Below are 26,702 nucleotides of genomic sequence, written 5' to 3' on the forward strand. Positions count from 1 at the left end.
GTATTCCTCGTGTCGGGCTGTGCAAGTGACGGGCGTGGGTTCAGCCGGGCAGACTCGGGTCAGGGAGCCTTTTGGGCAATGGTGTCGTCGCTGCGCAAGGTGAAGATTTCGTAACCGTCGGCGGTCACCAGCAGCGTGTGCTCCCATTGCGCCGAGAGCTTGCGATCCTTGGTGATCGCCGTCCAGCCATCGCCGAGGATCTTGGTTTCAGGGCGCCCCTGGTTGATCATCGGCTCGATGGTGAAGGTCATGCCTTCCTGCAGTTCGATACCGGTTCCGGCCTCGCCAAAGTGCATGACCTGCGGCTCTTCATGAAACACCTTGCCGATGCCATGACCACAGAACTCGCGAACCACGGAGAAACCGTTCTTTTCAGCGTGTTTCTGGATGACGGCGCCGATGTCCCCCAGGCGCGTGCCGGGCTTGACGATTTCGATGGCCTTGTACAGGCACTCCTGAGTCACCTTCGACAGGCGCTCGGCCCATACCGGAACGGTGCCGACATGGAACATCCTGCTGGTGTCGCCATGGTAGCCGTCCTTGATGACAGTGACGTCGATGTTCAGCGAGTCACCGTCCTTCAGCTTCTTGTCGCTCGGGATGCCGTGGCAGACCACCTGGTTGATCGAGGTGCAGATCGACTTGGGGAAGCCCTTGTAGTTCAGCGGGGCCGGGATCGCCTTCTGTTCGTTGACGATATAGTCGTGGCAGAGGCGGTCCAGCTCTTCGGTGGTCACACCGGGCTTGACGTGCGGCGCTATCATTTCCAGAACATCGGCGGCCAGGCGACCGGCGATGCGCATCTTTTCGATGTCTTCCGGGGTTTTGAGGGTGATGGTCATACGAATTCTCTCGGCGTGGCAGGCACGCGGTTGGTGCGCAAAGGCGCAATTCTATCAGACCGCCGGTGCCGGGTAATCATCGCTTCCTTCTATAGGCTGTCCATGAAGCTGCAAAGTCACCGCAAAACAAGCACTTGATGGGAGTTCCGTTCTCTTCCCTTTTATGATATAAAATGCGCCGCTTTCCAAGGTCCGTCCTTGAAGCACAAACCCACACACGTGTCGACACGATGACCTGGGTGCCCTTGGCAGATGCCATTGGTTGGTCATTGGGATACGTGGAGGCCTAACCCGACTTATCAAGGAACTATTTATGTCCCAAGTCAATATGCGCGATATGCTGAAGGCTGGTTGCCACTTCGGCCACCAGACCCGTTACTGGAATCCGAAAATGGGTAAGTACATTTTCGGCGCGCGTAACAAGATTCACATCATCAACCTTGAAAAAACCCTGCCTATGTTCAACGAAGCTCTGACTTTCGTTGAGCGCCTGGCTTCGGGCAAAAACAAGATTCTGTTCGTCGGCACCAAGCGTTCCGCTGGCAAGATCGTTGCTGAAGAAGCAGCACGTTGCGGTTCGCCGTACGTCGACCATCGCTGGTTGGGCGGCATGCTGACCAACTTCAAGACCATCCGTCAGTCGATCAAACGTCTGCGTGAGCTGGAAGTACAGGCTGAAGACGGTACTTTCGCCAAGCTGACCAAGAAAGAAGCCCTGATGCGTACCCGTGATCTGGAAAAACTGGATCGCAGCCTGGGTGGTATCAAGGACATGGGCGGTCTGCCGGACGCTCTGTTCGTCATCGACGTTGATCACGAGCGCATCGCGATCACCGAAGCCAACAAGCTGGGCATCCCGGTTATCGGCGTCGTCGATACCAACAGCAGCCCGGAAGGCGTCGACTACATCATCCCGGGCAACGATGACGCAATCCGCGCCATCCAGCTGTACATGGGTTCGATGGCTGATGCTGTTATCCGTGGTCGTAACAATGTTGCTGGCGGCACCGACGTTTTCGTCGAAGAAGCTCCAGCTGCAGCTGCTGTAGAAGGCTGAGTACAAACGCCTGGCGTTTACTCAGTACGCGAAAAGGGGGCTTAGCCCCCTTTTTGCCACCTAGGAAATGATTTGTCGGTCTGTAACCATGACCTCGCTGTCATGTGTTGCTGCCACCCTGATTTTTCAAGAATTGCACGCCCGGCCTGTCGGGTGGAATGGTTGAAGACCTATCCAAGAGGATTTTGAAATGGCAGAGATTACTGCAGCGTTGGTCAAAGAACTGCGCGAGCGTACCGGCGAAGGCATGATGGATTGCAAAAAGGCCTTGACCAAGGCTGGCGGCGACATCGAAAAAGCAATCGACGATATGCGTGCTTCCGGCGCCATCAAGGCCGCCAAGAAAGCAGGTAACGTGGCTGCTGAAGGCGCTATCGCCATCAAGGACGACGGTAAAGCCGCTGTCATCATCGAAGTCAACTCGCAGACCGACTTCCTGGCCCTGCAAGACGACTTCAAGGCTTTCGTTGCTGCAAGCGTCGAAAAAGCCTTCGCTGACAAGATGACTGATGCCGCTCCGTTGATCGAAGCTCAGGAAGCTGCGCGTCTGGTACTGGTCGGCAAGGTTGGCGAAAACGTCAACATCCGTCGCCTGAAGCGTATCGAAGGTGATGTTGTAGGTACTTACCTGCACGGCAACAAGATCGGCGTAGTTGTTACCCTCAAGGGTGGCGACGTCGAGCTGGCCAAAGATATCGCCATGCACGTAGCGGCAAGCAACCCTGAGTTCCTGTTCCCTTCGGAAGTGTCTGCTGAAGCGATCGAGCGCGAGAAGAATGTCTTCCTGCAACTGAACGAAGACAAGATCAAAGGCAAGCCGGCTGACATCGTTGAGAAAATGGTTGGCGGTCGTATCACCAAGTTCCTGGCAGAAGCCAGCCTGGTCGAGCAAGCCTTCGTCAAGAACCCGGAAGTCAAGGTCGGTGATCTGGCCAAGAAAGCCGGCGCTGAAATCGTTTCCTTCACCTACTTCAAAGTAGGCGACGGCATCGAGAAACCAGTTGATAACTTCGCTGATGAAGTGGCTGCTCAACTGGCTGCCGCCAAGCAGTAAGACGGTTTTTCAACTGTCGCCCCAAAGAGGCTGCCCGCTCACGCGTGCGGCCTCTTTGTCGAAAGAGAAAGGGAAATTTTCCTTGGAGATTGTGCCCACAAGGCTGCATTCTCCCGACGCGCGCAAAGCGTCAAGCTAAAGTAAGCGCAGGCTTGAAATAGCCCGCACAGATTTTTTTCAGAAAACGCCGCAGGAGAGATTCGCAATGGCTCAGCAGGGCAGTGGTTATCAGGCTCGCTATAAACGCATTCTACTCAAGCTTAGCGGTGAGGCCCTCATGGGCTCGGAAGAGTTCGGCATCGATCCCAAGGTGCTGGATCGCATGGCGCTGGAAGTCGGCCAGCTGGTCGGTATCGGCGTTCAGGTCGGTCTGGTGATCGGCGGCGGCAACCTGTTTCGTGGCGCGGCCTTGAGTGCTGCGGGCATGGATCGGGTGACAGGCGATCACATGGGCATGCTGGCCACTGTGATGAACGCCCTGGCAATGCGCGATGCGCTGGAGCGCGCTAATATCACCGCCATCGTGATGTCGGCCATTTCCATGGTAGGCGTGACCGATCATTACGACCGCCGCAAGGCCATGCGCCATCTCAGCTCGAAGGAAGTGGTGATTTTTGCTGCCGGCACTGGTAATCCGTTCTTTACGACCGACTCGGCTGCCTGCCTGCGAGCGATCGAGATCGACGCCGATGTAGTGCTCAAGGCCACCAAGGTGGACGGTGTCTACACTGCAGATCCGTTCAAGGACCCGAATGCCGAGAAGTTCGATCATCTGACCTACGATGAAGTGCTGGATCGCAAGCTGGGTGTGATGGATCTGACCGCAATCTGCCTGTGTCGCGATCACAAGATGCCATTGCGCGTCTTCAACATGAACAAGCCGGGTGCTCTTCTGAATATCGTCCATGGTGGCGCTGAAGGGACCCTGATCGAGGAAGCACAATAATGATCAACGAAATCAAGAAAGACGCTCAGACCCGCATGCAGAAGAGTCTGGAATCGCTGACCCATGCGTTCACCCGTATCCGTACCGGCAAAGCGCATCCGAGCATCCTCGGTGGAGTCATGGTTCCTTACTACGGTGCCGATACCCCGCTCAGCCAGGTGGCCAACGTCACCGTCAAGGACTCGCGTACCCTTCAGGTCGTAGCGTTCGAGCGCAACATGCTGGCCGCTGTCGACAAGGCCATCCAGAGCTCCGGTCTGGGTTTCAACCCGACCAACCTGGGTGAGTTGCTGCTGATCTCCATGCCGGCGCTGACCGAAGAAACCCGTAAGGGCTTCACCAAGCAGGCGCGTGATGCCGCAGAAGATGCCCGTGTGGCCGTCCGTAACATTCGCCGTGACGCCTTGAGCCAGTTGAAAGACCTGGTCAAGGAGAAGGAAATCAGCGAAGACGAAGAGCGTCGTGCGGCTGACGACATACAGAAGCTGACTGACAAGTTCGTGGCGGAAATCGAAGTTGCGGTCAAGCAGAAAGAAGCCGATCTGATGGCTGTTTAAGGTTTCGGACGCTTTCATGGAAAAGATAAAACCGGCCATGACGCCCTCGGTGCCGCGCCATGTCGCGATTATCATGGATGGTAATAATCGCTGGGCCAAGAAGCGCCTGCTGCCAGGCGTTGCAGGCCACAAGGCGGGTGTCGATGCTGTGCGGGCCGTTATCGAGGTCTGCGCTGAAGCCCGGGTCGAAGTGCTGACACTGTTCGCGTTTTCCAGTGAAAACTGGCAGCGCCCGGCCGAAGAGGTGGGTGCGCTGATGGAGCTGTTTTTCACGGCGCTGCGCCGTGAAACCAAGCGCTTGAACGAAAACGAGATCAGCCTGCGTATCATCGGCGACCGCTCGCGCTTTCACCCTGAACTTCAGGCGGCCATGCGCGAGGCGGAAGTGCGCACCTCCGGCAATAGCCGCTTCGTGCTGCAGATCGCTGCCAACTACGGTGGGCAGTGGGACATCGCGCAGGCCGCCCAGCGGCTGGCGCGTGAGGTTCAGGCCGGACATCTGCAGCCGGAGGACATTACTCCCCAGTTGTTGCAGACCTGTCTGGCCACCGGCGACCTGCCGTTGCCGGATCTGTGCATCCGCACCGGCGGTGAGCACCGCATCAGCAACTTCCTGCTTTGGCAGCTGGCCTACGCCGAGCTGTACTTCTCCGACCTGTTCTGGCCGGACTTCAAACACGATGCCATGCGCGCTGCGCTGGCAGATTTCGCTTCTCGCCAACGTCGCTTCGGTAAAACCAGCGAACAGGTAGAAGCTGGAGCCCGGGCTTAATGCTGAAACAACGGATCATCACGGCACTCATTCTGTTGCCGATCGCCTTGTGCGGGTTTTTCCTGCTGACCGGCATGTACTTCGCCCTGTTCATCGGGGTGGTCGTGGTTTTGGGTGCCTGGGAATGGGCACGACTCGCAGGTTTTGCCGCACAGTCGATGCGTATCGGCTATGCGGCTGTGGTCGCTGTTCTGCTTTTTCTCATGTACCTGCTGCCGGGGCTGGAGCCCTGGGTGCTGGTTGCCGCAGTCATCTGGTGGGGCGTTGCGACCTTTCTGGTCCTTACCTATCCGGACTCGAGCAGTCACTGGGCAAGTGCAGCGTGCAAGCTGGTCATCGGTCTTCTGATTCTGCTGCCTGCATGGCAGGGTCTGGTTCTGATCAAGCAATGGCCGCTGGGTAACTGGCTGATTCTGTCGGTAATGGTGCTGGTCTGGGCCGCCGACATTGGTGCTTATTTCTCCGGCAAGGCTTTTGGCAAGCGCAAGCTTGCGCCCAAGGTGAGCCCTGGCAAGAGCTGGGAGGGCGTATATGGCGGTCTGGTGGTCAGTCTGGGCATCACGGCAGCAGTGGGCTTTTCCCGCGACTGGACAGTTGCGCAGTTCATTGCGGCGCTCTTCGGCGCAGCGGTGATCGTATTCATCTCGGTGATTGGCGACCTGACCGAAAGCATGTTCAAACGCCAGTCCGGGGTCAAGGACAGCAGCAATCTGTTGCCTGGCCACGGCGGGGTGCTGGACCGTATCGACAGCCTCACGGCGGCCATTCCGGTATTTGCCGTTCTGCTCTGGGCCGCTGACTGGGGTGTCATGTGAGTGGGCCGCAACAAATTACCATTCTGGGTGCAACCGGTTCCATCGGTCTGAGCACTCTGGATGTCGTTGCCCGTCATCCAACGCTTTATCAAGTGTTCGCGCTCACCGGCTTCAGCCGTCTGAACGAACTGCTGGCCTTGTGCATCAGGCACACGCCGCAATACGCCGTAGTGCCTGATCAGGTGGTCGCCCGCAAACTGCAGGATGACCTGGCGGCTGCCGGGCTCGATACCCGGGTGCTGGTCGGCGAGGGCGGTTTGTGCGAAGTGGCCGCTGACCCGCGGGTCGATGCGGTCATGGCCGCCATTGTCGGGGCTGCCGGCTTGCGTCCGACGCTGGCTGCGGTGGAAGCGGGCAAGAAGGTATTGCTGGCCAACAAGGAAGCGCTGGTCATGTCCGGCGCCCTGTTCATGCAGGCTGTTCGGCAAAATGGCGCTGTGCTGTTGCCCATCGACAGCGAGCACAATGCGATCTTCCAGTGCCTGCCCGGCGACTTCGCCCGCGGGCTGGGTGCCGTCGGTGTCCGGCGGATCATGCTGACTGCCTCGGGCGGACCGTTCCGCGAAACGCCGCTGGAGCAGTTGCAGAATGTTACGCCAGAGCAGGCCTGTGCCCATCCGGTCTGGTCGATGGGGCGCAAGATCTCCGTCGATTCGGCAACCATGATGAACAAGGGGCTCGAGCTGATCGAAGCCTGCTGGCTGTTCGATGCGCGTCCGGATCAGGTCGAGGTGGTCATTCACCCGCAAAGCGTGATCCACTCGCTGGTCGACTATGTCGATGGCTCGGTGCTGGCTCAGTTGGGAAATCCCGACATGCGTACCCCCATCGCCAATGCACTGGCATGGCCTGCGCGTGTAGACTCTGGCGTTGCGCCACTGGATCTGTTTCGTATCGGCCAGCTTGATTTTCAGGCGCCGGACGAGGAACGATTCCCATGTCTGCGGCTGGCCCGACAGGCGGCGGAGGCTGGGGGCAGTGCACCTGCCATGCTCAACGCGGCCAATGAAGTGGCCGTTGCGGCATTCCTCGAAGGGCGTATCCGCTACCTGGAAATCGCCGGTATTATCGAGGAGGTTCTCGATCACGAGCCTGTCACTGCGGTCGAAGGGCTGGATGCGGTGTTCGCAGCTGACGCGAAGGCGCGTTTGCTGGCAGGCCAATGGCTTGAGAGACACGGGCGATAGCGACCTGAAAACCCGTCAGGGTGTGAGTGAAAGGGTTGATGTGGTGCGTCAACGGCGGGCCTGAAGGCCTGCAATGATTAACACACTGGCCGACCAGTCGGTACCCGGAGAAGACTGATGAGCGCTTTATACATGATTCTCGGCACCCTGATTGCGCTGGGTGTGCTGGTGACCTTCCACGAATTCGGCCACTTCTGGGTGGCGCGTCGTTGTGGCGTCAAAGTGCTGCGTTTTTCAGTAGGCTTCGGCACGCCTCTGCTGCGCTGGCATGACCGTCAGGGCACAGAATACGTGGTGGCTGCCATCCCTCTGGGCGGCTATGTGAAAATGCTCGACGAGCGCGAGGGTAATGTTCCGCCCGAGCTCGCTGACCAATCGTTCAATCGCAAGACAGTAGGGCAGCGCATCGCCATCGTGATCGCCGGCCCGACAGCCAACTTCCTTCTCGCCATCGCATTTTTCTGGGTGCTGGCGATGATGGGCAGTGAGCAGGTGCGTCCGGTTATCGGCGCAGTGGAGGCCGGAAGTATCGCCCAGCAGGCTGGCCTGACGGCTGGACAGGAAATCGTCGCTGTCGATGGCGAGCCTACTTCTGGTTGGGCCGGGGTCAACCTGCAACTGGTCCGTCGTCTGGGTGAAAGCGGTACTATCGCTTTGAAGGTCAGGGATCAGGGTTCTACGGTCGACACCTCCCGTGAGCTGGTACTCAATGACTGGCTGAGGGGCGCAGAAGAGCCTGATCCTATCAAGTCGCTGGGTATTCGTCCGTGGCGTCCCGCGCTGTTGCCGGTGCTGGCAGAAATCGATCCGAAAGGTCCAGCGCAGAGCGCGGGGCTTAAAACAGGTGATCGTCTGGTTTCGATGGACGGTCAGCCGCTCAATGAGTGGCAACAGGTTGTGGATCGGGTACGCGAGCGTCCTGAGGCGAAGATTTCGCTGCGCATCGAGCGCGACGGCGTGCAAATGGACGTGCCGGTGACTCTCGCGGCCAAGGGCGAGGGCAAGGCTGCCGCGGGTTACCTCGGTGCTGGTGTGAAAGCTGTCGATTGGCCACCGGAAATGCTGCGCGAGGTCAGTTACGGGCCTTTCGCGGCGATGGCCGAGGGTGTGAAGCGCACCTGGAACATGAGTGTGCTGACCCTGGACTCGCTGAAGAAAATGTTGTTCGGCGAGCTCTCGGTAAAAAACTTGAGTGGACCGATAACCATTGCTAAAGTGGCGGGCGCTTCGGCCCAGTCGGGCATCGGAGATTTTCTGAACTTCCTCGCTTATCTGAGTATTAGCCTGGGTGTTCTGAATCTGCTGCCCATTCCCGTCCTGGACGGGGGGCATTTGCTGTTTTATCTGATCGAGTGGGCGCGTGGTCGTCCCCTTTCGGAAAAGGTTCAAGGTTGGGGGGCGCAGATCGGTATCAGTCTGGTAGTGGGCGTAATGTTGCTCGCGCTGGTCAACGATCTGGGCCGACTGTAAAGCGTTGCCGAGTTGCGAATCTGCCGCATTTTGCGGCAGTTTGTTTATTGCCAGTTGGAATAAGAAAGGACTTCATGAAACGTCTGCTGCTAACTGCGGTTCTTTCCGCACTGATGATCGCTGAAGTTCACGCCGAGTCCTTCACCATCTCCGATATCCGTGTCAACGGCCTGCAGCGGGTATCCGCCGGCAGTGTCTTTGGTGCATTGCCGCTGAACGTAGGCGAGCAGGCGGACGATGGTCGTTTGGTCGATGCTACCCGTTCGCTGTTTAAAACCGGTTTCTTTCAAGATATCCAGCTGGGTCGCGACGGCAACGTGCTCGTCATCAATGTCGTCGAGCGCCCTTCGGTTGCGAGTATCGAAATCGAGGGTAACAAGGCCATTTCCACCGAGGACCTGATGAAGGGGCTGAAACAGTCCGGTCTGGCCGAAGGTGAGATTTTCCAGCGTGCAACCCTCGAAGGTGTGCGTAACGAGCTGCAACGTCAATACGTTGCCCAAGGCCGTTACTCTGCCGAGGTTGACGCCGAGGTCGTTCCTCAGCCGCGCAACCGCGTAGGCCTGAAGATCAACATCAATGAAGGCACCGTAGCCTCCATTCAACACATCAACGTGGTGGGCAACACTGTCTTCTCCGATGAAGACCTGACCGACCTGTTCGAGCTCAAGACCAGCAACTGGCTGTCGTTCTTCAAGAATGATGACAAGTACGCCCGTGAAAAGCTGTCGGGTGACCTTGAGCGTCTGCGTTCGTACTACCTCGATCGCGGCTATATCAACATGGATATCGCCTCGACCCAGGTGTCTATCACGCCTGACAAGAAGAACGTGTACATCACGGTCAACATCAACGAAGGCGAGAAGTACAGCGTCAAGTCGGTCAAGCTGAGCGGTGACCTCAAGGTCCCTGAAGACCAGGTCAAATCCCTGTTGCTGGTGCAGCCGGGCCAGGTCTTCTCGCGCAAGGTCATGACCACGACGTCCGAACTGATCACCCGTCGTCTGGGTAACGAAGGCTATACCTTCGCCAACGTCAACGGCGTGCCGACGCCGAACAACGAAGACCACACGGTCGATATCACCTTTGTCGTCGACCCGGGCAAGCGTGCCTACGTCAACCGTATCAACTATCGCGGCAACACCAAGTCGGAAGACGAAGTGCTGCGTCGCGAAATGCGTCAGATGGAAGGCGGCTGGGCATCGACCTACCTGATCGACCAGTCGAAAACCCGTCTGGATCGTCTGGGCTTCTTCAAGGAAGTCAACGTCGAGACGCCACCTGTTCCAGGCACCGACGATCAGGTCGATGTGAACTACGCCGTTGAAGAGCAGGCGTCCGGCTCGATCACCGCCAGCGTCGGCTTCGCGCAAAGCGCCGGTCTGATCCTCGGTGGTTCGATCAGCCAGAACAACTTCCTGGGTACTGGTAACAAGGTCAGCATCGGTCTGACCCGCAGCGAATACCAGAGCCGTTACAACTTCAGCTACGTCGATCCGTACTACACGCCGGACGGTGTCAGCCTGGGTTACAGCGCGTTCTACCGCACCACCAACTACGATGACCTCGACGTTGATGTTGCAAGCTATGCGGTTGACAGCCTGGGTGCCGGTATCAACCTCGGCTACCCGATCAGCGAGACTTCGCGCCTGACCTACGGCCTGACCGTGCAGCAGGACGAAATCAAGACCGGCAAGTACACCGTTGACGAGATTTTTGACTTCGTCGAGAAGGAAGGCGACAAGTACCTGAACTTCAAGGGCTCGATTGGCTGGTCTGAATCGACTCTGAACAAAGGCGTGCTGGCGACCCGTGGTCACTCGCAAAGCCTGGTGTTCGAATCCACCTTGCCGGGCAGCGACCTGTCGTTCTTCAAGCTGGATTACCGTGCTCAGTACTTCCACCCGATCACCGATAACTACACCCTGCGTCTGCACACCGAGCTGGGTTACGGTGACGGCTACGGTTCGACCTCGGGTCTGCCGTTCTACGAGAACTACTACGCGGGCGGTTTCAACTCGGTACGCGGCTTCAAGGACAGCACTCTCGGTCCGCGTAGTACGCCTAGTCGCGGAGCTGATGATCCCAGCGGCCTGGGCAAGCCCGGTACTCTGCGTGACCCCGATCAGGATCCACTGCCGTTCGGCGGTAACGCCCTGGTTCAGGGTGGTGTAGAAGTCATGTTCCCGCTGCCATTCGTCAAGGATCAGCGCTCGCTGCGTACGTCTGTGTTCTGGGACGTGGGTAATGTCTTCGATACCAAGTGCGACTCGACCAGAACAAGCTCGTCAGGCAAGAAAGTCGAATGTAACGACATCGACCTTTCCGGCATGGCCAGCTCTGTGGGTATCGGCGTCACCTGGATCACCGCACTCGGCCCGCTGAGCTTCGCTCTGGCGATGCCGATCAAGAAGCCGGACGACGAAGCCGAAACGCAGGTTTTCCAATTCTCCTTGGGTCAGACCTTCTAAGCGTCTGATCTTTGATAACGCAACGAATTTTGTAGGAGTTGTATTGTGCGTAAGTTGACTCAACTGGTAATGCTGGCAACCGTACTGGTCGCAAGCCCTGCATTCGCCGACATGAAAATTGCGGTACTGAACTATCAGATGGCCTTGCTGGAATCTGACGCTGCGAAGAAATACGCTGTCGATGCCGAGAAAAAATTCGGTCCGCAACTGACCAAGCTGAAAAGTCTGGAAAGCAGCGCCAAGGGTATCCAGGATCGTCTGGTCAGCGGTGGCGACAAGATGGCTCAGCCTGAGCGCGAGCGTCTGGAGCTTGAATTCAAGCAAAAGGCCCGCGACTTCCAGTTCCAGTCCAAGGAACTGAACGAAGCCAAGGCAGTTGCTGACCGTGAAATGCTCAAGCAGTTGAAGCCGAAGCTGGATCAGGCTGTAGAAGAAGTCATCAAGAAAGGTGGTTTCGACCTGGTTTTCGAGCGCGGTGCGGTGATCGACGTCAAGCCTCAGTATGACGTGACTCGTCAGGTCATCGAGCGCATGAACCAGCTGAAGTAACCATGAGCATAACCATCAAACTCGGTCAGTTGGCCGAGTTCCTTGGTGCCACGTTACGTGGCGACAAGGACAAGGACATCACCGGGCTGGCCTCTTTAGAAGAGGCTGGCCCTGGTCAAATCAGTTTTCTGGCAAAATCCAAATACCGTCAATTCCTGGTCGATGCCCAGGCTGCTGCCGTGCTGCTCAAGCCCGCAGATGCCGACAGCTACACCGGAGATGCGCTATTGGTCCCGGATCCTTATCTGGCTTATGCCCGTATTTCGCATTTTTTCGATCCCAAGCCCAAAAGCAGCGCAGGCGTTCATCCGACGGCCTTGATTGCCGAGGATGCACTGGTTGATCCTGCCGCCAGCATTGGCGCTTTTGCCGTCATCGAGAGCGGTGTGCGCATTGCAGCAGGTGTCACCATCGGTGCGCACTGCTTCATCGGCGCTCGCTGCGAGATCGGTGAAGGCGGCTGGCTGGCACCCCGTGTGACGCTTTATCACGATGTGCGCATCGGCAAGCGTGTGGTCATTCAGTCGGGTGCTGTGCTGGGCGGTGAAGGTTTCGGCTTTGCCAATGAAAAGGGTGTCTGGCAGAAAATCGCACAAATCGGCGGCGTCACCGTGGGTGATGACGTCGAGATCGGTGTTAATACGGCGATCGATCGCGGTGCACTGGCTGACACACGCATTGGCAATGGCGTGAAACTGGATAACCAGATTCAGATTGCTCACAACGTTCAGATTGGCGACCACACTGCGATGGCCGCGTGTGTCGGCATTTCCGGAAGCACTAAAATCGGCAAGCATTGCATGCTTGCTGGTGGTGTTGGTCTGGTAGGGCATATCGAGATTTGTGATGGTGTTTTCATCACCGGCATGACGATGGTGACGCATTCCATTACCGAGCCGGGTTCCTACTCGTCCGGTACGGCCATGCAGCCGGCCGGCGAGTGGCGCAAGAGTGCAGCTCGTCTGCGCAAAATCGATGATATGGCGCGACGTCTGCAAAAGCTTGAAAAGGCCATAGAGACGGTGACCTGCGCTGATAATCGCTCATCTGATGGCTGATACCTTTTTAATATCAAGCGTGCTCAGTCGATAAACTGCCTCCTTGATGTAGAGGGGTGCTGCGCAGTCGCGACGCACTCCTAATCTTTACTACAGGCTTCCCCTCGAAATGATGGACATCAAAGAAATTCGCGAATACCTGCCTCATCGTTACCCGTTCCTGCTGGTGGATCGCGTGACCGAGCTGGATATCGAGAACAAGAACATTCGCGCCTACAAGAATGTCAGCGTCAATGAGCCTTTCTTCAACGGTCACTTTCCCGAGCATCCCATCATGCCCGGCGTGCTGATCATCGAAGCGATGGCGCAGGCTGCCGGTATTCTTGCGTTCAAGATGCTCGACTCCAAGCCTTCGGACGGCACGCTCTATTATTTCGTGGGCTCGGACAAACTGCGTTTCCGTCAGCCGGTCCTGCCGGGCGACCAACTGGTTCTTGAGGCGAAGTTCCTGAGCAGCAAACGTCAGATCTGGAAGTTCGAATGCAAGGCTACCGTTGATGGCAAGGCAGTCTGCTCTGCCGAAATCATCTGTGCGGAACGCAAACTATGAGTTTGATTGACCCTCGCGCAATCATCGATCCGACGGCCGTTCTGGCCGACAATGTTGAGGTCGGCCCTTGGTCGATCATCGGACCCGGTGTGGAAATTGGCGAGGGTACAGTTGTCGGTCCTCACGTTGTCCTCAAGGGGCCAACCAGAATCGGCAAGCACAACCGTATCTACCAGTTTTCATCGGTGGGTGAAGACACGCCTGATCTGAAATACAAGGGCGAGGAAACCCGCCTTGTCATCGGCGATCACAACGTGATCCGCGAAGGCGTGACCATTCACCGCGGGACCGTTCAGGACCGTGCCGAAACCACGCTGGGTGATCACAACCTGATCATGGCCTATGCCCATATCGGGCACGACAGCGTGATCGGCAACCACGTGATTCTGGTCAACAACACCGCCCTGGCAGGCCATGTTCATGTGGATGACTGGGCTATCCTGTCGGGCTTTACTCTGGTCCATCAGTTCTGCCATATCGGTGCGCACAGCTTCTCCGGCATGGGCACTGCGATCGGCAAGGATGTACCTGCGTTCGTCACGGTGTTTGGCAATCCGGCCGAGGCGCGCAGCATGAACTTCGAGGGCATGCGTCGTCGGGGTTTCTCCGAAGAAGCCATTCATGCGCTGCGCAGAGCCTACAAGACGGTTTATCGCCAGGGGCTGACCATCGGCCAGGCGCTGGCCGATCTGGCAGAGCCTGCGGCGCAGTTTCCTGAAGTGGCCATATTTCTTCAGTCCATTCAGACGTCGACTCGCGGCATCATTCGCTAATCATGACCAGTCCACTCTGTATCGCTCTGGTCGCGGGTGAAGCATCCGGCGATATCCTCGGATCCGGTTTGATGCGTGCCCTCAAGGTGCGCCATCCCGATATCCGCTTCATTGGTGTCGGTGGTCCGTTGATGGAAGCCGAAGGCATGCAGTCCTTCTTCCCGATGGAACGCCTGTCGGTGATGGGGCTGGTTGAAGTGCTCGGGCGACTGCGCGAGCTGCTGGCCCGGCGCAAGCTGCTGGTCCAGACCCTGATCACTGAAAAGCCGGACGTCTTCATCGGCATCGACGCCCCTGATTTCACGCTCAATATCGAACTTCAGCTGCGTCGCGCCGGCATCAAGACCGTGCACTACGTCAGCCCCTCAGTCTGGGCCTGGCGCCAGAAGCGTGTGCTGAAGATTCGTGAAGGCTGTGATCTGATGCTGACCCTGTTGCCGTTCGAGGCGCGTTTCTACGAAGAGCAGGGCGTACCGGTGCGCTTCGTCGGGCATCCGCTGGCAGACACCATCCCCCTGGAGTCCGATCGTGCAGGTGCTCGCGCTGGCCTGGGATTCGCGCAGGATACGCCGGTTGTGGCATTGATGCCGGGCAGCCGGGGCGGTGAAGTGGGGCGTCTGGGCGCATTGTTTTTCGACACGGCCGAACTGTTGCTTGCCCGGCGCCCGGGCCTGCGCTTCGTACTGCCGTGCGCCAGCCCGCAGCGGCGGGCTCAGGTGGAACAGTTGCTGCAGGGTCGTGATTTGCCCGTCACGCTGCTCGACGGCCAGTCGCACGTTGCTCTGGCCGCCTGCGATGCGGTACTGATCGCCTCCGGCACGGCGACCCTGGAAGCGCTGCTTTACAAGCGTCCCATGGTGGTTGCCTACCGCCTGGCGCCGCTGACCTTCTGGATACTCAAGCGAATGGTCAAGAGCCCTTATGTGTCGCTGCCGAACCTGCTGGCCCAGCGTCTGCTGGTGCCTGAACTGCTGCAGGACGACGCTACGCCAGAAGCCCTGGCGCGTACGCTGCTGCCATTGATCGAAGACGGTCGCGAGCAAACCGCCGGTTTTGACGCTATTCACCGGGTTCTGCGCCGCGATGCGTCCAATCAGGCCGCCGATGCGGTATTGAGCCTGCTCGGACGGTCGCCTTCACTGTGAGGTCGCCCATGATGCAAACAGGTCTGGATTTTACCCTCGTCGAGGACCTGGTGGCGGGTGTCGATGAAGTGGGTCGCGGTCCGCTGTGCGGTGCAGTGGTAACCGCCGCCGTCATTCTCGATCCGACCAGGCCCATTCTCGGTCTCAATGACTCTAAGAAACTGACCGAAGCCAGGCGCGAAAAGCTCTACGTCGAAATTCAGGAGAAAGCCCTGTGCTGGTTCATCGCCAGGGCTGAAGTCGAAGAGATCGACCAGTTGAATATCCTGCACGCCACGATGCTGGCCATGCAGCGCGCCGTCGAAGGGTTGAGTATCACGCCCAGACTGGCGCTTATCGACGGCAACCGCTGCCCGCAGTTGTCGGTGCCTTCGGCGCCGGTGGTAAAGGGTGACTCCAAGGTACCCGCCATCGCCGCCGCATCGATTCTCGCCAAGGTAAGCCGGGACCGGGAAATGGCGGCGTTTGAACTCATCTATCCGGGTTATGGCATCGGTGGGCACAAGGGTTATCCTACGCCGGTGCATCTGGAAGCACTGGCCCGGCTTGGGCCTACGCCCATTCATCGGCGTTCCTTCGCTCCGGTGCGTGCAGCCCATGAAGCGCGCGCCACGCTGATGCTCGGCGGCTCGCTTCCGTTGTCAGCCGGTTTGCTGCAGGACTGACGTTTCACTCCGGGCCAGCTACAATCCTGCCCTTCGTTTTTTGTATTTTCGCGTTTTATAGGATCACCATGCCGGCTTCTTTCGTTCATCTACGCCTGCACACCGAATATTCTCTGGTTGACGGTCTGGTCCGGGTCAAGCCGTTGATCAAGGCGCTGACCGGCATGAACATGCCCGCCGTGGCGGTGACCGACCAGAACAACATGTGTTCGCTGGTCAAGTTCTACAAGGCCGCTCAAGGCTCCGGCATCAAGCCGATCTGTGGCGTCGACCTATGGCTGGCAGGCAGGGACGAAGATGCCGCGCTCAGCCGCATCAGCCTGCTGGCCATGAATGCCCAGGGCTACCGCAACCTGACCGAGCTGATTTCCCGAGGCTTTATCGAAGGCCAGCGCAACGGTCAGATCGTCATTCAGCGCCAGTGGGTCGCGCAGGCCAGCGAAGGCGTGATTGCGCTTTCCGCGGCCAAGGAAGGCGAGATCGGCATGGCTTTGCTCGGCGGCAATCCGGGGGAGGCCGACGAACTGTTGCGCGAGTGGCTGGAAGTCTTTCCTGACCGCTTCTACATCGAAGTGCAGCGTACCAACCGCGCCAATGACGAAGAACACCTGCACGCTGCGGTGGCCCTGGCCGAGCGTCACGGCGCGCCGTTGGTGGCGACCAATGATGTGCGCTTCATCAAACAGGCCGATTTCGAAGCCCACGAAACCCGCGTATGCATCGGTGAAGGCCGTGCGCTGGACGACCCGCGTCGCTCGCACAATTACAGCGATCAGCAATACCTGAAAAGCCCGGAAGAAATGGCCGAGCTGTTCAGCGACCTGCCGGAAGCGCTGGAAAACACCGTCGAGATTGCCAAGCGCTGCAACATCGACGTCAAGCTGGGCACGCACTTCCTGCCCAACTTCCCGATTCCCGATGGCATGACCATCGATGAGTATTTCCGCAAGGTCTCCTTCGACGGTCTCGAAGAGCGTCTTGCAGTCCTGCTGCCCAAGGACACGACCGAAGATTACGAAGCCAGGCGTCAGGTGTATGTCGATCGGCTGAATTTCGAGCTGGATATCATTATCCAGATGGGCTTCCCCGGTTACTTCCTGATCGTGATGGACTTCATCCAGTGGGCCAAGAGCAACGGCGTACCGGTGGGGCCGGGTCGTGGTTCGGGGGCCGGATCGCTGGTTGCCTATGTGCAGAAGATCACCGACCTCGACCCGCTGGAATACGACCTGCTGTTCGAACGCTTCCTGAACCCGGAACGGGTCTCCATGCCCGACTTCGACGTCGACTTCTGCATGGATGGTCGTGACCGGGTGATCGAGTATGTGGCCGAGAAGTACGGTCGCAACGCGGTGAGCCAGATCATCACCTTCGGTTCCATGGCCGCCAAGGCGGTGGTGCGTGACGTAGCGCGTGTGCAGGGCAAGTCTTACGGGCTGGCGGATCGTCTGTCGAAGATGATCCCGTTCGAAGTCGGCATGACCCTCGAAAAAGCCTACGAGCAGGAAGAGATTCTTCGCGATTTCCTCAAGGTGGATGAGGAAGCTGCGGAAATCTGGGAGATGGCGCTCAAGCTCGAAGGCATTGTGCGTAACGTCGGTAAGCACGCCGGTGGTGTGGTGATTGCCCCGACCAAGCTGACCGACTTCTCGCCGATCTATTGCGATGAGGCCGGTGACGGTCTGGTGACCCAGTTCGACAAGGACGATGTCGAGGCTGCGGGGCTGGTGAAGTTCGACTTCCTCGGTCTGCGTACCCTGACCATCATCGACTGGGCACTCAAGACCATCAACCGCGACCGCGCCAAGGTCAACGAAGAACCGCTGGACATCGCGTTCATCCCGCTCGACGACATGCCGACCTATCAGTTGCTGCAGCGCGCCGAGACCACGGCGGTGTTCCAGCTCGAGTCGCGCGGCATGAAAGAGCTGATCAAAAAGCTCAAGCCCGACTGTCTGGAAGACTTGATCGCACTGGTGGCGTTGTTCCGCCCCGGCCCGCTGCAATCGGGCATGGTGGACGACTTCATCAACCGTAAGCATGGTCGCGCCGAGCTGTCCTATCCGCACGTCGATTACCAGTACGAAGGCCTCAAGCCGGTACTGGCACCGACCTACGGCATTATCCTGTATCAGGAACAGGTGATGCAGATCGCTCAGGTCATGGCCGGTTACACCCTTGGCGGTGCGGACATGCTGCGTCGCGCAATGGGCAAGAAAAAGCCCGAGGAAATGGCCAAGCAGCGCGGTGGTTTCATCGATGGCTGCAAGACCAATAACATCGACCCGGACCTGGCCGGTAACATCTTCGACCTGGTGGAAAAGTTCGCCGGTTACGGTTTCAACAAGTCCCACTCCGCGGCCTACGGGCTGGTGTCGTACCAGACTGCCTGGTTGAAGACTCACTACCCGGCGCCGTTCATGGCGGCGGTGTTATCGGCGGATATGCACAACACCGACAAGGTCGTGACCTTGATCGAAGAAGTGCGCACGATGAAGCTGCGCCTCGACGCGCCGGACGTGAACACCTCGGAGTTCAAGTTCACGGTGAGTGACGATGGCCGCATTCTTTATGGCCTTGGCGCGATCAAGGGCGTAGGCGAGGGGCCGGTCGAGGCGATTACCGATGCGCGCCAGAACGGGCCGTTCAAGGACTTGTTCGACTTCTGCGCCCGCGTCGACCTCAAGCGCGTCAACAAGCGAACGCTGGATGGCCTGATTCGCAGCGGTGCGCTGGATCGTCTCGGGCCGTACTTCGAACTCGAGCCCAAAGCTTATCAGGCCAATATCGATCGTAACCGTTCGGTGTTGCTTGCGGCGCTGGAAGAGGCCATTCAGGCTGCCGAGCAGACAGCGCGCAGTCGCGACAGTGGTCACTCGGACCTGTTCGGCGGCCTGTTCGTCGAAGCGGACGCCGATGTTTATGCGAATCATCGCAAGACCCGTGAGCTGAGCCTCAAGGATCGTCTGCGTGGTGAAAAGGAAACCCTGGGGCTGTACCTGACCGGGCACCCGATCGATGAATATGAAGGCGAGATCCGCCGTTTCGCCCGGCAACGGATCATCGATCTCAAGCCCGCAAGAGACACCCAGACGGTCGCAGGCCTGATCATTGCCCTGCGCGTCATGAAGAACAAGAAGGGCGACAAGATGGGGTTCATTACCCTGGACGATCGCTCGGCGCGCATCGAGGCGTCGCTGTTTGCCGAAGCGTTTCACTCGGCTCAGTCACTGTTGCAGACCGATGCTATGGTGGTGGTCGAGGGCGAAGTCAGTAATGATGACTTCTCCGGCGGGCTGCGCCTGCGGGCCAAGCGTGTCATGAGTATCGAGGATGCCCGCACCAATCTGGCCGAGAGCCTGCGTGTGACGGTGCGTGCCGAAGCGCTCAAGGGCGACCGGCTGCGCTGGCTGGGCGATCTGTGCAAGCGCCATCGCGGTGCCTGTCCGATCACGGTGGACTACACGGGGCAGGACGCCCGCGCATTGCTGCAATTGGGAGAAGCATGGCGGATTGATCCTGCGGACAGCTTGATTCAAGCTCTGCGTGACCAGTTCGGACGTGAGAACGTCTTTCTCCAGTATCGTTGAACGTCGCAGGCTCGACTTGCGCTCAACCCTGAATTTTAATTTCGACCTGAACGCGCCGGTTCCGAACAGGAACGGCGCAGACGGATCAACCGGCCGGCCTCTTGGCCGTCGACCCAAGACGGATGCCTATGAACCCGAATTTTCTTGATTTCGAACAGCCTATCGCTGACTTGCAGGCCAAAATCGAAGAACTGCGCTTGGTGGGTAATGACAACTCGCTGAACATCGGCGACGAGATCTCCCGGCTGCAAGACAAGAGCAAGACGCTCACTGAAAGCATCTTCGGCAACCTGACCAGCTGGCAGATCGCGCGCATGGCGCGCCATCCGCGTCGTCCCTACACGCTGGACTACATCGAAAACATCTTTACCGAGTTCGATGAGCTGCACGGTGATCGTCATTTCTCCGATGATGCGGCGATCGTCGGCGGTATTGCCCGTCTCGACAACCAGCCAGTCATGGTTATCGGTCATCAGAAAGGCCGGGAAGTGCGCGAGAAGGTTCGTCGCAACTTCGGCATGCCGCGCCCCGAAGGCTATCGCAAGGCCTGCCGCCTGATGGAAATGGCCGAGCGCTTCAAGATGCCGATCCTGACCTTTATCGATACGCCGGGCGCTTATCCTGGTATCGACGCGGAAGAGCGCAACCAGAGCGAGGCAATTGCCTGGAACCTGCGTGTGATGGCCCGTCTCAAGACCCCGATCATCGCTACTGTTATCGGTGAAGGCGGTTCCGGTGGTGCGCTGGCGATTGGCGTATGCGACCAGTTGAACATGCTGCAGTATTCGACCTACGCGGTAATCTCTCCGGAAGGCTGCGCGTCGATTCTGTGGAAAACCGCCGAGAAGGCACCGGATGCTGCTGAAGCCATGGGCATCACCGCTGACCGCCTGAAAGGCCTGGGTATCGTCGACAAGGTCATCGCCGAGCCACTGGGTGGCGCGCATCGTGATCCGGTCGCCGCCGCTGCCTTGATTCGCGAAGAGTTGAGCAGTCAGTTGGCGATGCTCAAGGAGTTCGATAACGATGAGCTGCTGGCCCGCCGTTATGACCGCTTGATGAGCTACGGTCTGTAAGCTGCGTCGCCCGATTGCTTCCACGTCTTGCGGGCTTCTGCCCGGAAGGCGTGGGAGCGAACCTGTTCGCGAAAGGACTGGCTTGAGCACTGAAGCGTTTAGTGTGCGAACCCGCCAGACCGGTGAAAAACACCCATGACCACTCCATCACGCGCCGGTCATGATCTTTCTGTCAGGCTTCTTCAAGTTCTGGCCCCCTGGCGCAATGCGCCTGTCTGGCATGTCGGTTTCTCCGGCGGCCTCGACTCAACCGTGCTTTTGCATCTTCTGGCTGAACTCGCCGGCCGCGAAACCCTGCCTGCGCTCAACGCAATCCATGTGCACCACGGTCTGCAGACCGCTGCCGATGCCTGGCCAGAGCATTGTCAGCAGGTCTGCAAGGCGCTCGGCGTGGCATTCGAGTCTGTTCGCGTTCAGGTCGAGCCCGCTGCAAGTCTCGAGCAGGCTGCCCGTCAGGCGCGTTACGGCGCCTTCACTGAGCGGCTGGGTGAGGGTGAGGTGCTGCTGACCGGGCAGCATCGCGATGATCAGGCCGAGACCCTGCTGTTCCGTCTGCTGCGCGGCGCAGGCGTGCGTGGTCTGGCTGCCATGCCCGATCAGCGGGTGCTGGGCCGTGGGCATCTGCTGAGGCCGCTGCTGGATGTATCGCGTATGCAACTGGAAGATTACGCGCGTCGACATGGACTGAACTGGATCGAAGATCCCAGCAATGACGATCAGCAGTTTTCGCGCAATTTTCTGCGCAATCAGGTACTGCCGTTGCTGACCTCCAGATGGCCGCAGGCAGCCGCCAGCCTGGCACGTACCGCACACCACCTCGGCGAAGCGCAGCAATTGCTCGATGAGCTTGCGCTGCAGGATATTGCCAATGCTCAGGCGGCTACGTCGTTCGGCTGGGTTGGCCTGCCGGTGTTGAGTCTCGGGCCGATTGCCGCTTTGTCCGCAGCCCGGCAGCGCAATGCAGTGCGTCATTGGCTTGCGCCACTGACGCGTCTGCCGGACACCGATCACTGGGCTGGCTGGGAGGCGTTGCGCGATGCGGCGCAGGACACGGGTCCGCTGTGGCGGCTCGCCGATGGAACGTTGCACAGGGCGCAGGGCTGCATCTGGTGGGTGCCGGCTGCCTGGGAGCGGCTCTGTCATCAGGCAATGGACTGGACGGACCCTGGTGTGGCGCTGGACTTGCCCGGCAATGGCCGCGTGGTTCTGGAAGGCGAGGCGCCGTCGGGGTGTCTGCAAGTCCGCTATCGGCAGGGCGGTGAAGTGTTACGCCTGGACGGGCGTGGCAGCCGTGATCTCAAGCGCCTGCTCAACGAGCAGTCAGTACCGGCGTTTCTGCGCGGCAGATTGCCGCTGCTCTACCTCGATAACGTGCTGCTGGCCGTCGCCAACCTGCCTGGACTGGACGGTTCGCCCAATGAAAACTGGCGTTTGCGCTGGGTTGCGCCGACCGGCGACCAAAGTTTGAGCTGAAAGGCCCTTTCAGGTAGACTACGCTCCCTTCTTGATACAGCTTCTGTCGGTTCTTTTGAAACGACATGAGTTGCCGGTTACCAACCAGTATTTACTGGGTAATTCTTAAAATGTAGCGCACACCACACTGGCTTCGGCCGGTCGGTTTCAACGCAGCAGTTTCGGGAGTGCACCGTGAATTTTGTCGGTAATCGGGGGCTTCGGCCTTCCTTCGCTATCCCCGGCGGCTCTGACCGCTTTAACGCAGACTTCTAGGGTTTTTCATGACGCGCTACATCTTCGTCACGGGCGGTGTTGTTTCTTCATTGGGGAAAGGCATTGCCTCGGCTTCATTGGCGGCCATCCTGGAGGCGCGGGGACTCAAGGTCACCATGCTCAAACTGGATCCCTACATCAACGTGGACCCAGGCACCATGAGCCCGTTCCAGCACGGTGAGGTGTTCGTCACTCACGACGGCGCCGAGACCGACCTGGACCTTGGTCACTACGAGCGGTTCATCCGCACCACCATGACCCAGAACAACAACTTCACCACCGGCCGTGTGTACGAGCACGTCCTGCGCAAAGAGCGCCGTGGTGATTACCTGGGCGCGACCATTCAGGTCATCCCGCACATCACCGATGAAATCAAGCGCCGTATCATCAAGGGTGCAGGCGATGCCGATGTGGCGCTGGTCGAGATCGGCGGTACCGTAGGCGACATCGAGTCCCAACCGTTCCTTGAAGCCATCCGCCAGTTGCGTTTCGAAGTCGGCGCACGCCGCGCAATGCTGATGCACCTGACGCTGGTGCCGTACATCGCTACTGCCGGCGAGACCAAGACCAAGCCGACCCAGCATTCGGTGAAGGAACTGCGCTCCATCGGCCTGCAGCCTGATGTGCTGGTCTGCCGCTCCGATCACCCGATCGACGTTTCCTCGCGTCGCAAGATCGCTCAGTTCACCAACGTCGAAGAGCGTGCGGTCATCGCCCTCGAAGACGCGGACACCATCTACAAGATCCCGGGCATTCTGCATTCGCAAGGCCTGGACGATTTTGTGGTCGAGCGCTTCGGTCTGCAATGTGGTGGTGCCGACCTGTCCGAATGGGACAAGGTCGTCGACGCCAAGCTCAACCCGGAACACGAAGTGACCATCGCGATGGTCGGCAAGTACATGGAGCTGCTCGACGCCTACAAGTCGTTGATCGAAGCCATGAGCCACGCCGGTATCACCAATCGCACCAAGGTCAACCTGCGCTACATCGACTCTGAAGACATTGAAAACCAGGGCACCGGCCTGCTGGAAGGCGTGGACGCGATCCTGGTTCCGGGTGGCTTCGGTCTGCGCGGCGTCGAAGGCAAGATCACTGCCGTTCAGTTCGCCCGTGAGAACAAGGTTCCGTACCTCGGCATCTGCCTGGGCATGCAGGTCGCGGTCATCGAGTTCGCGCGTAACGTGCTGGGCTGGAAAGACGCCAACTCCACCGAGTTCGACCGTACCAGCGCACACGCTGTAGTGGGTCTGATCACCGAATGGGAAGACGCCACCGGTGCAGTCGAAACCCGTACCGAAAGCTCCGATCTGGGCGGCACCATGCGTCTGGGCGCGCAAGAGTGCCAGCTTGAAGCCGGTTCGCTGGTCCACGATTGCTACACCAAGGACGTGATCGTCGAACGTCATCGTCATCGCTATGAAGTGAACAACAACCTGTTGCCGCAACTGATCGAGGCGGGCCTGAAGATCTCCGGCCGCTCGGGCGATGGCGCACTGGTTGAAGTGGTCGAAGCACCGGATCATCCATGGTTCGTCGCTTGCCAGTTCCACCCGGAATTCACCTCAACGCCCCGTGACGGTCATCCGCTGTTCAGCGGCTTCGTCAAGGCGGCATTGGCTCAACATCAGAAAAATTCCTGACAGGGACTGCAGACATGGCTCAGAAAATCATCCGCGTAGGTTCGATCGAGATCGCCAACGACAAGCCAATGGTGCTGTTCGGCGGCATGAACGTACTCGAATCCCGGGATATGGCCATGCAGGTCTGTGAAGAATACGTAAAGGTCACCGAAAAGCTCGGTATCCCTTACGTGTTCAAGGCCAGCTTCGACAAGGCCAACCGCTCTTCGGTGAACTCCTACCGTGGGCCGGGCCTTGAAGAAGGCATGCGTATTTTCGAAGAGATCAAGCGCACCTTCAACGTGCCGCTGATCACCGATGTTCACGAGCCTCATCAGGCCGCCGTGGTGGCCGAAGTCTGCGACATCATTCAACTGCCGGCTTTCCTGTCGCGGCAGACCGATCTGGTCGTCGCGATGGCGAAAACCGGTGCAGTCATCAACATCAAGAAAGCCCAGTTCCTTGCACCCCAGGAAATGAAACACATCCTGACCAAGTGCGAAGAGGCGGGGAACGATCAGTTGATTCTCTGTGAGCGGGGCTCCAGCTTCGGTTACAACAATCTGGTCGTGGACATGCTTGGCTTTGGCATCATGAAGCAGTTCGAGTACCCGATCCTGTTCGACGTGACCCATGCCCTGCAGATGCCGGGCGGTCGTTCCGATTCTGCGGGCGGGCGCCGCGCCCAGGTGCTGGATCTTGCCAAGGCCGGTATCAGTCAGAATCTGGCCGGTCTGTTCCTTGAAGCCCATCCGGATCCTGACAACGCCAAATGCGACGGGCCATGTGCCCTGCGTCTGGACAAGCTCGAGCCGTTTCTGGCCCAACTCAAGTCCCTGGATGAACTTGTAAAGAGTTTTCCGATCGTAGAGACCGCTTGAACAGGGTTCTCCGGTAAAGTGCCGTTCCCCGTCATCCGTGACGGGGTTGTCGCATTCAGACCTGCCTTTTCCTGCGTCTGATTGCGAGCATTGTTTTCCCAGCTGCGTCGTTTTCGTCAATCTTGGAGTGTTTACAACAATGGCAAAAATCGTCGACATCAAAGGTCGTGAAGTTCTCGACTCCCGTGGCAATCCCACCGTGGAAGCAGATGTGCTCCTCGATAACGGCATCATCGGCAGCGCCTGCGCGCCGTCCGGTGCTTCAACCGGCTCGCGCGAAGCGCTGGAGCTGCGTGATGGCGACAAGAGCCGTTACATGGGCAAGGGCGTTCTGAAAGCTGTGGCCAACATCAATGGCCCTATCCGTGACCTGCTTCTGGGCAAGGATCCGGTCGACCAGAAGGCGCTGGATCACGCGATGATCGAGCTGGACGGCACCGAAAACAAGGCAAGCCTGGGCGCAAACGCCATCCTCGCGGTCTCCCTGGCAGCTGCCAAGGCGGCGGCACAGGATCAGGACCTGCCGCTGTACGCGCATATCGCCAACCTCAATGGCACCCCGGGTGTGTACTCCATGCCGGTGCCGATGATGAACATCATCAACGGTGGCGAGCATGCCGATAACAACATCGACATCCAGGAATTCATGATCCAGCCTGTCGGCGCCAAGTCCTTCGCTGAAGGCCTGCGCTGGGGCACCGAGATTTTCCATCACCTCAAGGCGGTCCTCAAGGCGCGTGGCCTGAACACCGCAGTGGGTGACGAAGGTGGCTTCGCGCCTAACCTGGCATCCAACAAGGAAGCGCTCGACGCTATCGCCGAGGCTGTTGCCAATGCGGGTTATACGCTGGGCACCGACGTGACCCTGGCGCTGGACTGCGCAGCGAGCGAGTTCTACAAGAACGGCAAGTACAAACTGAGCGAAGAGGGCGAATACAGCTCTGCCGAGTTCGCCGAATACCTTGCCGAGCTGACTCGCAAGCACCCGATCATTTCCATCGAAGACGGTCTGGACGAGTCCGACTGGGATGGCTGGAAAATCCTCACCGACAAGATCGGCGAGAAAACCCAGCTGGTGGGTGACGACCTGTTCGTGACCAACACCAAGATCCTCAAGGAAGGCATCGACAAGAAGATCGCCAACTCGATCCTGATCAAGTTCAACCAGATCGGCACGCTGACCGAAACCCTGGAAGCCATTCAGATGGCCAAGGCTGCCGGTTACACGGCGATCATCTCTCACCGTTCCGGCGAGACCGAAGATTCGACCATTGCCGACCTGGCTGTGGGCACCTCTGCCGGTCAGATCAAAACCGGTTCGCTGTGCCGCTCCGACCGCGTGTCCAAGTACAACCAATTGCTGCGCATCGAGGAGCAATTGGGCTCCAAGGCTGTGTATCGTGGTCGTGCCGAGTTTCGCGGCTGAGCCATAGATGGTAAAAAGACGCAGAGTGCTGCACGGATTCGAGTCCCCTGACTTGCCCGTGCAGCTCCGATGCTGACGCTCCGCGGTAATCTGGAGTGATTGAGCCTGGCTTATGTCAGGCTCAATGCCCTCAGTCGTTTGTTGTTCACGTTGGCTCTGCTGTCTTTTTTACTGGGTACCTGATATTTCAATGCGCAGTCCTAACTGGTTGTTCCTCGTCCTGCTCCTGTTGCTGGCTGGCTTGCAGTACCGCCTTTGGGTCGGTAACGGAAGCCTTGCGCAAGTGGCCAGCCTGACTCAGCAGATTGCCGACCAGCATGCTGAAAATCAGGTGCTGCTGGAGCGCAACCGCGTGCTTGATGCCGAGGTCATGGAATTGAAAAAAGGTCTGGAAACCGTCGAAGAGCGTGCCCGACATGAATTGGGCATGGTCAAGGACGGCGAAACCCTTTACCAGCTCGCGCAATAATC

Annotated in this window: 23 protein-coding genes; 22 read left to right on the forward strand and 1 reads right to left on the reverse strand. The window is 58.6% G+C overall.

The window, feature by feature from the left end; all coding sequences use genetic code 11:
- Nucleotides 1-59 precede the first annotated feature (59 nt).
- Nucleotides 60-842, reverse strand: coding sequence for a type I methionyl aminopeptidase (map, locus tag LCH65_RS09235; protein ID WP_003391089.1), 783 nt, complete (start codon nt 840-842; stop codon nt 60-62).
- A 313-nt stretch (nt 843-1,155) separates the two neighbouring features.
- Here map and rpsB point away from each other — a divergent pair, with 313 nt between their 5' ends.
- From rpsB to ftsB, 22 genes are all read left to right on the forward strand, one after another.
- A complete protein-coding gene (rpsB, locus tag LCH65_RS09240; protein WP_003314293.1) occupies nt 1,156-1,899 on the forward strand; it encodes a 30S ribosomal protein S2 in 744 nt (247 codons plus the stop codon).
- 190 nt (nt 1,900-2,089) lie between these two features.
- On the forward strand, nt 2,090-2,953 hold the full coding sequence (tsf, locus tag LCH65_RS09245) for a translation elongation factor Ts (protein ID WP_003364858.1): 864 nt from the start codon (nt 2,090-2,092) through the stop codon (nt 2,951-2,953).
- A 205-nt stretch (nt 2,954-3,158) separates the two neighbouring features.
- Entirely contained in the window at nt 3,159-3,899 is a 741-nt protein-coding gene (gene pyrH / locus LCH65_RS09250) for a UMP kinase (RefSeq protein WP_003364856.1), read from the forward strand.
- On the forward strand, nt 3,899-4,456 hold the full coding sequence (gene frr, locus LCH65_RS09255; RefSeq protein ID WP_003433381.1) for a ribosome recycling factor: 558 nt from the start codon (nt 3,899-3,901) through the stop codon (nt 4,454-4,456). The genes pyrH and frr overlap by 1 nt, the downstream gene beginning before the upstream one ends.
- A gap of 16 nt (nt 4,457-4,472) precedes the next feature.
- Nucleotides 4,473-5,228, forward strand: a complete 756-nt coding sequence (uppS, locus tag LCH65_RS09260; protein WP_003433380.1) for a polyprenyl diphosphate synthase — start codon at nt 4,473-4,475, stop codon at nt 5,226-5,228.
- On the forward strand, nt 5,228-6,043 hold the full coding sequence (locus tag LCH65_RS09265; RefSeq protein ID WP_003415535.1) for a phosphatidate cytidylyltransferase: 816 nt from the start codon (nt 5,228-5,230) through the stop codon (nt 6,041-6,043). Before uppS ends, LCH65_RS09265 begins: the two co-directional genes overlap by 1 nt.
- On the forward strand, nt 6,040-7,230 hold the full coding sequence (ispC, locus tag LCH65_RS09270) for a 1-deoxy-D-xylulose-5-phosphate reductoisomerase (protein ID WP_003364848.1): 1,191 nt from the start codon (nt 6,040-6,042) through the stop codon (nt 7,228-7,230). Before LCH65_RS09265 ends, ispC begins: the two co-directional genes overlap by 4 nt.
- 117 nt (nt 7,231-7,347) lie before the next feature.
- Nucleotides 7,348-8,700 (forward strand): sigma E protease regulator RseP, encoded by a 1,353-nt coding sequence (gene rseP, locus LCH65_RS09275; protein ID WP_003364845.1) that lies wholly within the window; start codon nt 7,348-7,350, stop codon nt 8,698-8,700.
- 74 nt (nt 8,701-8,774) lie between these two features.
- On the forward strand, nt 8,775-11,171 hold the full coding sequence (gene bamA / locus LCH65_RS09280; protein ID WP_226439303.1) for an outer membrane protein assembly factor BamA: 2,397 nt from the start codon (nt 8,775-8,777) through the stop codon (nt 11,169-11,171).
- Nucleotides 11,172-11,216: 45 nt separating this feature from the next.
- The gene (locus tag LCH65_RS09285; RefSeq protein ID WP_003364839.1) at nt 11,217-11,720 is read left to right on the forward strand and encodes an OmpH family outer membrane protein; all 504 of its coding nucleotides are present in this window, start codon (nt 11,217-11,219) and stop codon (nt 11,718-11,720) included.
- A 2-nt stretch (nt 11,721-11,722) separates the two neighbouring features.
- Nucleotides 11,723-12,778, forward strand: a complete 1,056-nt coding sequence (gene lpxD / locus LCH65_RS09290; RefSeq protein WP_003364838.1) for a UDP-3-O-(3-hydroxymyristoyl)glucosamine N-acyltransferase — start codon at nt 11,723-11,725, stop codon at nt 12,776-12,778.
- A gap of 109 nt (nt 12,779-12,887) precedes the next feature.
- A complete protein-coding gene (gene fabZ / locus LCH65_RS09295) occupies nt 12,888-13,328 on the forward strand; it encodes a 3-hydroxyacyl-ACP dehydratase FabZ (protein WP_002554719.1) in 441 nt (146 codons plus the stop codon).
- Entirely contained in the window at nt 13,325-14,101 is a 777-nt protein-coding gene (lpxA, locus tag LCH65_RS09300) for an acyl-ACP--UDP-N-acetylglucosamine O-acyltransferase (RefSeq protein ID WP_003364836.1), read from the forward strand. Before fabZ ends, lpxA begins: the two co-directional genes overlap by 4 nt.
- A gap of 2 nt (nt 14,102-14,103) precedes the next feature.
- On the forward strand, nt 14,104-15,246 hold the full coding sequence (lpxB, locus tag LCH65_RS09305; protein WP_003364834.1) for a lipid-A-disaccharide synthase: 1,143 nt from the start codon (nt 14,104-14,106) through the stop codon (nt 15,244-15,246).
- 11 nt (nt 15,247-15,257) lie between these two features.
- A complete protein-coding gene (gene rnhB, locus LCH65_RS09310) occupies nt 15,258-15,911 on the forward strand; it encodes a ribonuclease HII (RefSeq protein ID WP_058416034.1) in 654 nt (217 codons plus the stop codon).
- Between the two features lie 68 nt (nt 15,912-15,979).
- On the forward strand, nt 15,980-19,501 hold the full coding sequence (gene dnaE, locus LCH65_RS09315; protein ID WP_003433366.1) for a DNA polymerase III subunit alpha: 3,522 nt from the start codon (nt 15,980-15,982) through the stop codon (nt 19,499-19,501).
- A 128-nt stretch (nt 19,502-19,629) separates the two neighbouring features.
- Entirely contained in the window at nt 19,630-20,577 is a 948-nt protein-coding gene (gene accA / locus LCH65_RS09320) for an acetyl-CoA carboxylase carboxyl transferase subunit alpha (protein WP_003364825.1), read from the forward strand.
- A gap of 135 nt (nt 20,578-20,712) precedes the next feature.
- Entirely contained in the window at nt 20,713-22,050 is a 1,338-nt protein-coding gene (gene tilS, locus LCH65_RS09325; protein WP_058416024.1) for a tRNA lysidine(34) synthetase TilS, read from the forward strand.
- A 263-nt stretch (nt 22,051-22,313) separates the two neighbouring features.
- Nucleotides 22,314-23,945 carry a CTP synthase gene (locus tag LCH65_RS09330; protein ID WP_003364819.1) on the forward strand — a complete coding sequence of 544 codons (1,632 nt, stop codon included), beginning with the start codon at nt 22,314-22,316 and terminating at the stop codon, nt 23,943-23,945.
- 14 nt (nt 23,946-23,959) lie between these two features.
- On the forward strand, nt 23,960-24,805 hold the full coding sequence (kdsA, locus tag LCH65_RS09335; protein ID WP_003314314.1) for a 3-deoxy-8-phosphooctulonate synthase: 846 nt from the start codon (nt 23,960-23,962) through the stop codon (nt 24,803-24,805).
- A gap of 139 nt (nt 24,806-24,944) precedes the next feature.
- Nucleotides 24,945-26,231 (forward strand): phosphopyruvate hydratase, encoded by a 1,287-nt coding sequence (eno, locus tag LCH65_RS09340; protein WP_003339565.1) that lies wholly within the window; start codon nt 24,945-24,947, stop codon nt 26,229-26,231.
- 190 nt (nt 26,232-26,421) lie between these two features.
- The gene (gene ftsB / locus LCH65_RS09345) at nt 26,422-26,700 is read left to right on the forward strand and encodes a cell division protein FtsB (RefSeq protein WP_003314315.1); all 279 of its coding nucleotides are present in this window, start codon (nt 26,422-26,424) and stop codon (nt 26,698-26,700) included.
- The last annotated feature ends 2 nt before the right edge of the window (nt 26,701-26,702 follow it).

Source organism: Pseudomonas sp. MWU16-30316, from assembly GCF_020515645.1.
In the GTDB taxonomy this organism is placed as follows: domain Bacteria; phylum Pseudomonadota; class Gammaproteobacteria; order Pseudomonadales; family Pseudomonadaceae; genus Aquipseudomonas; species Aquipseudomonas cerasi.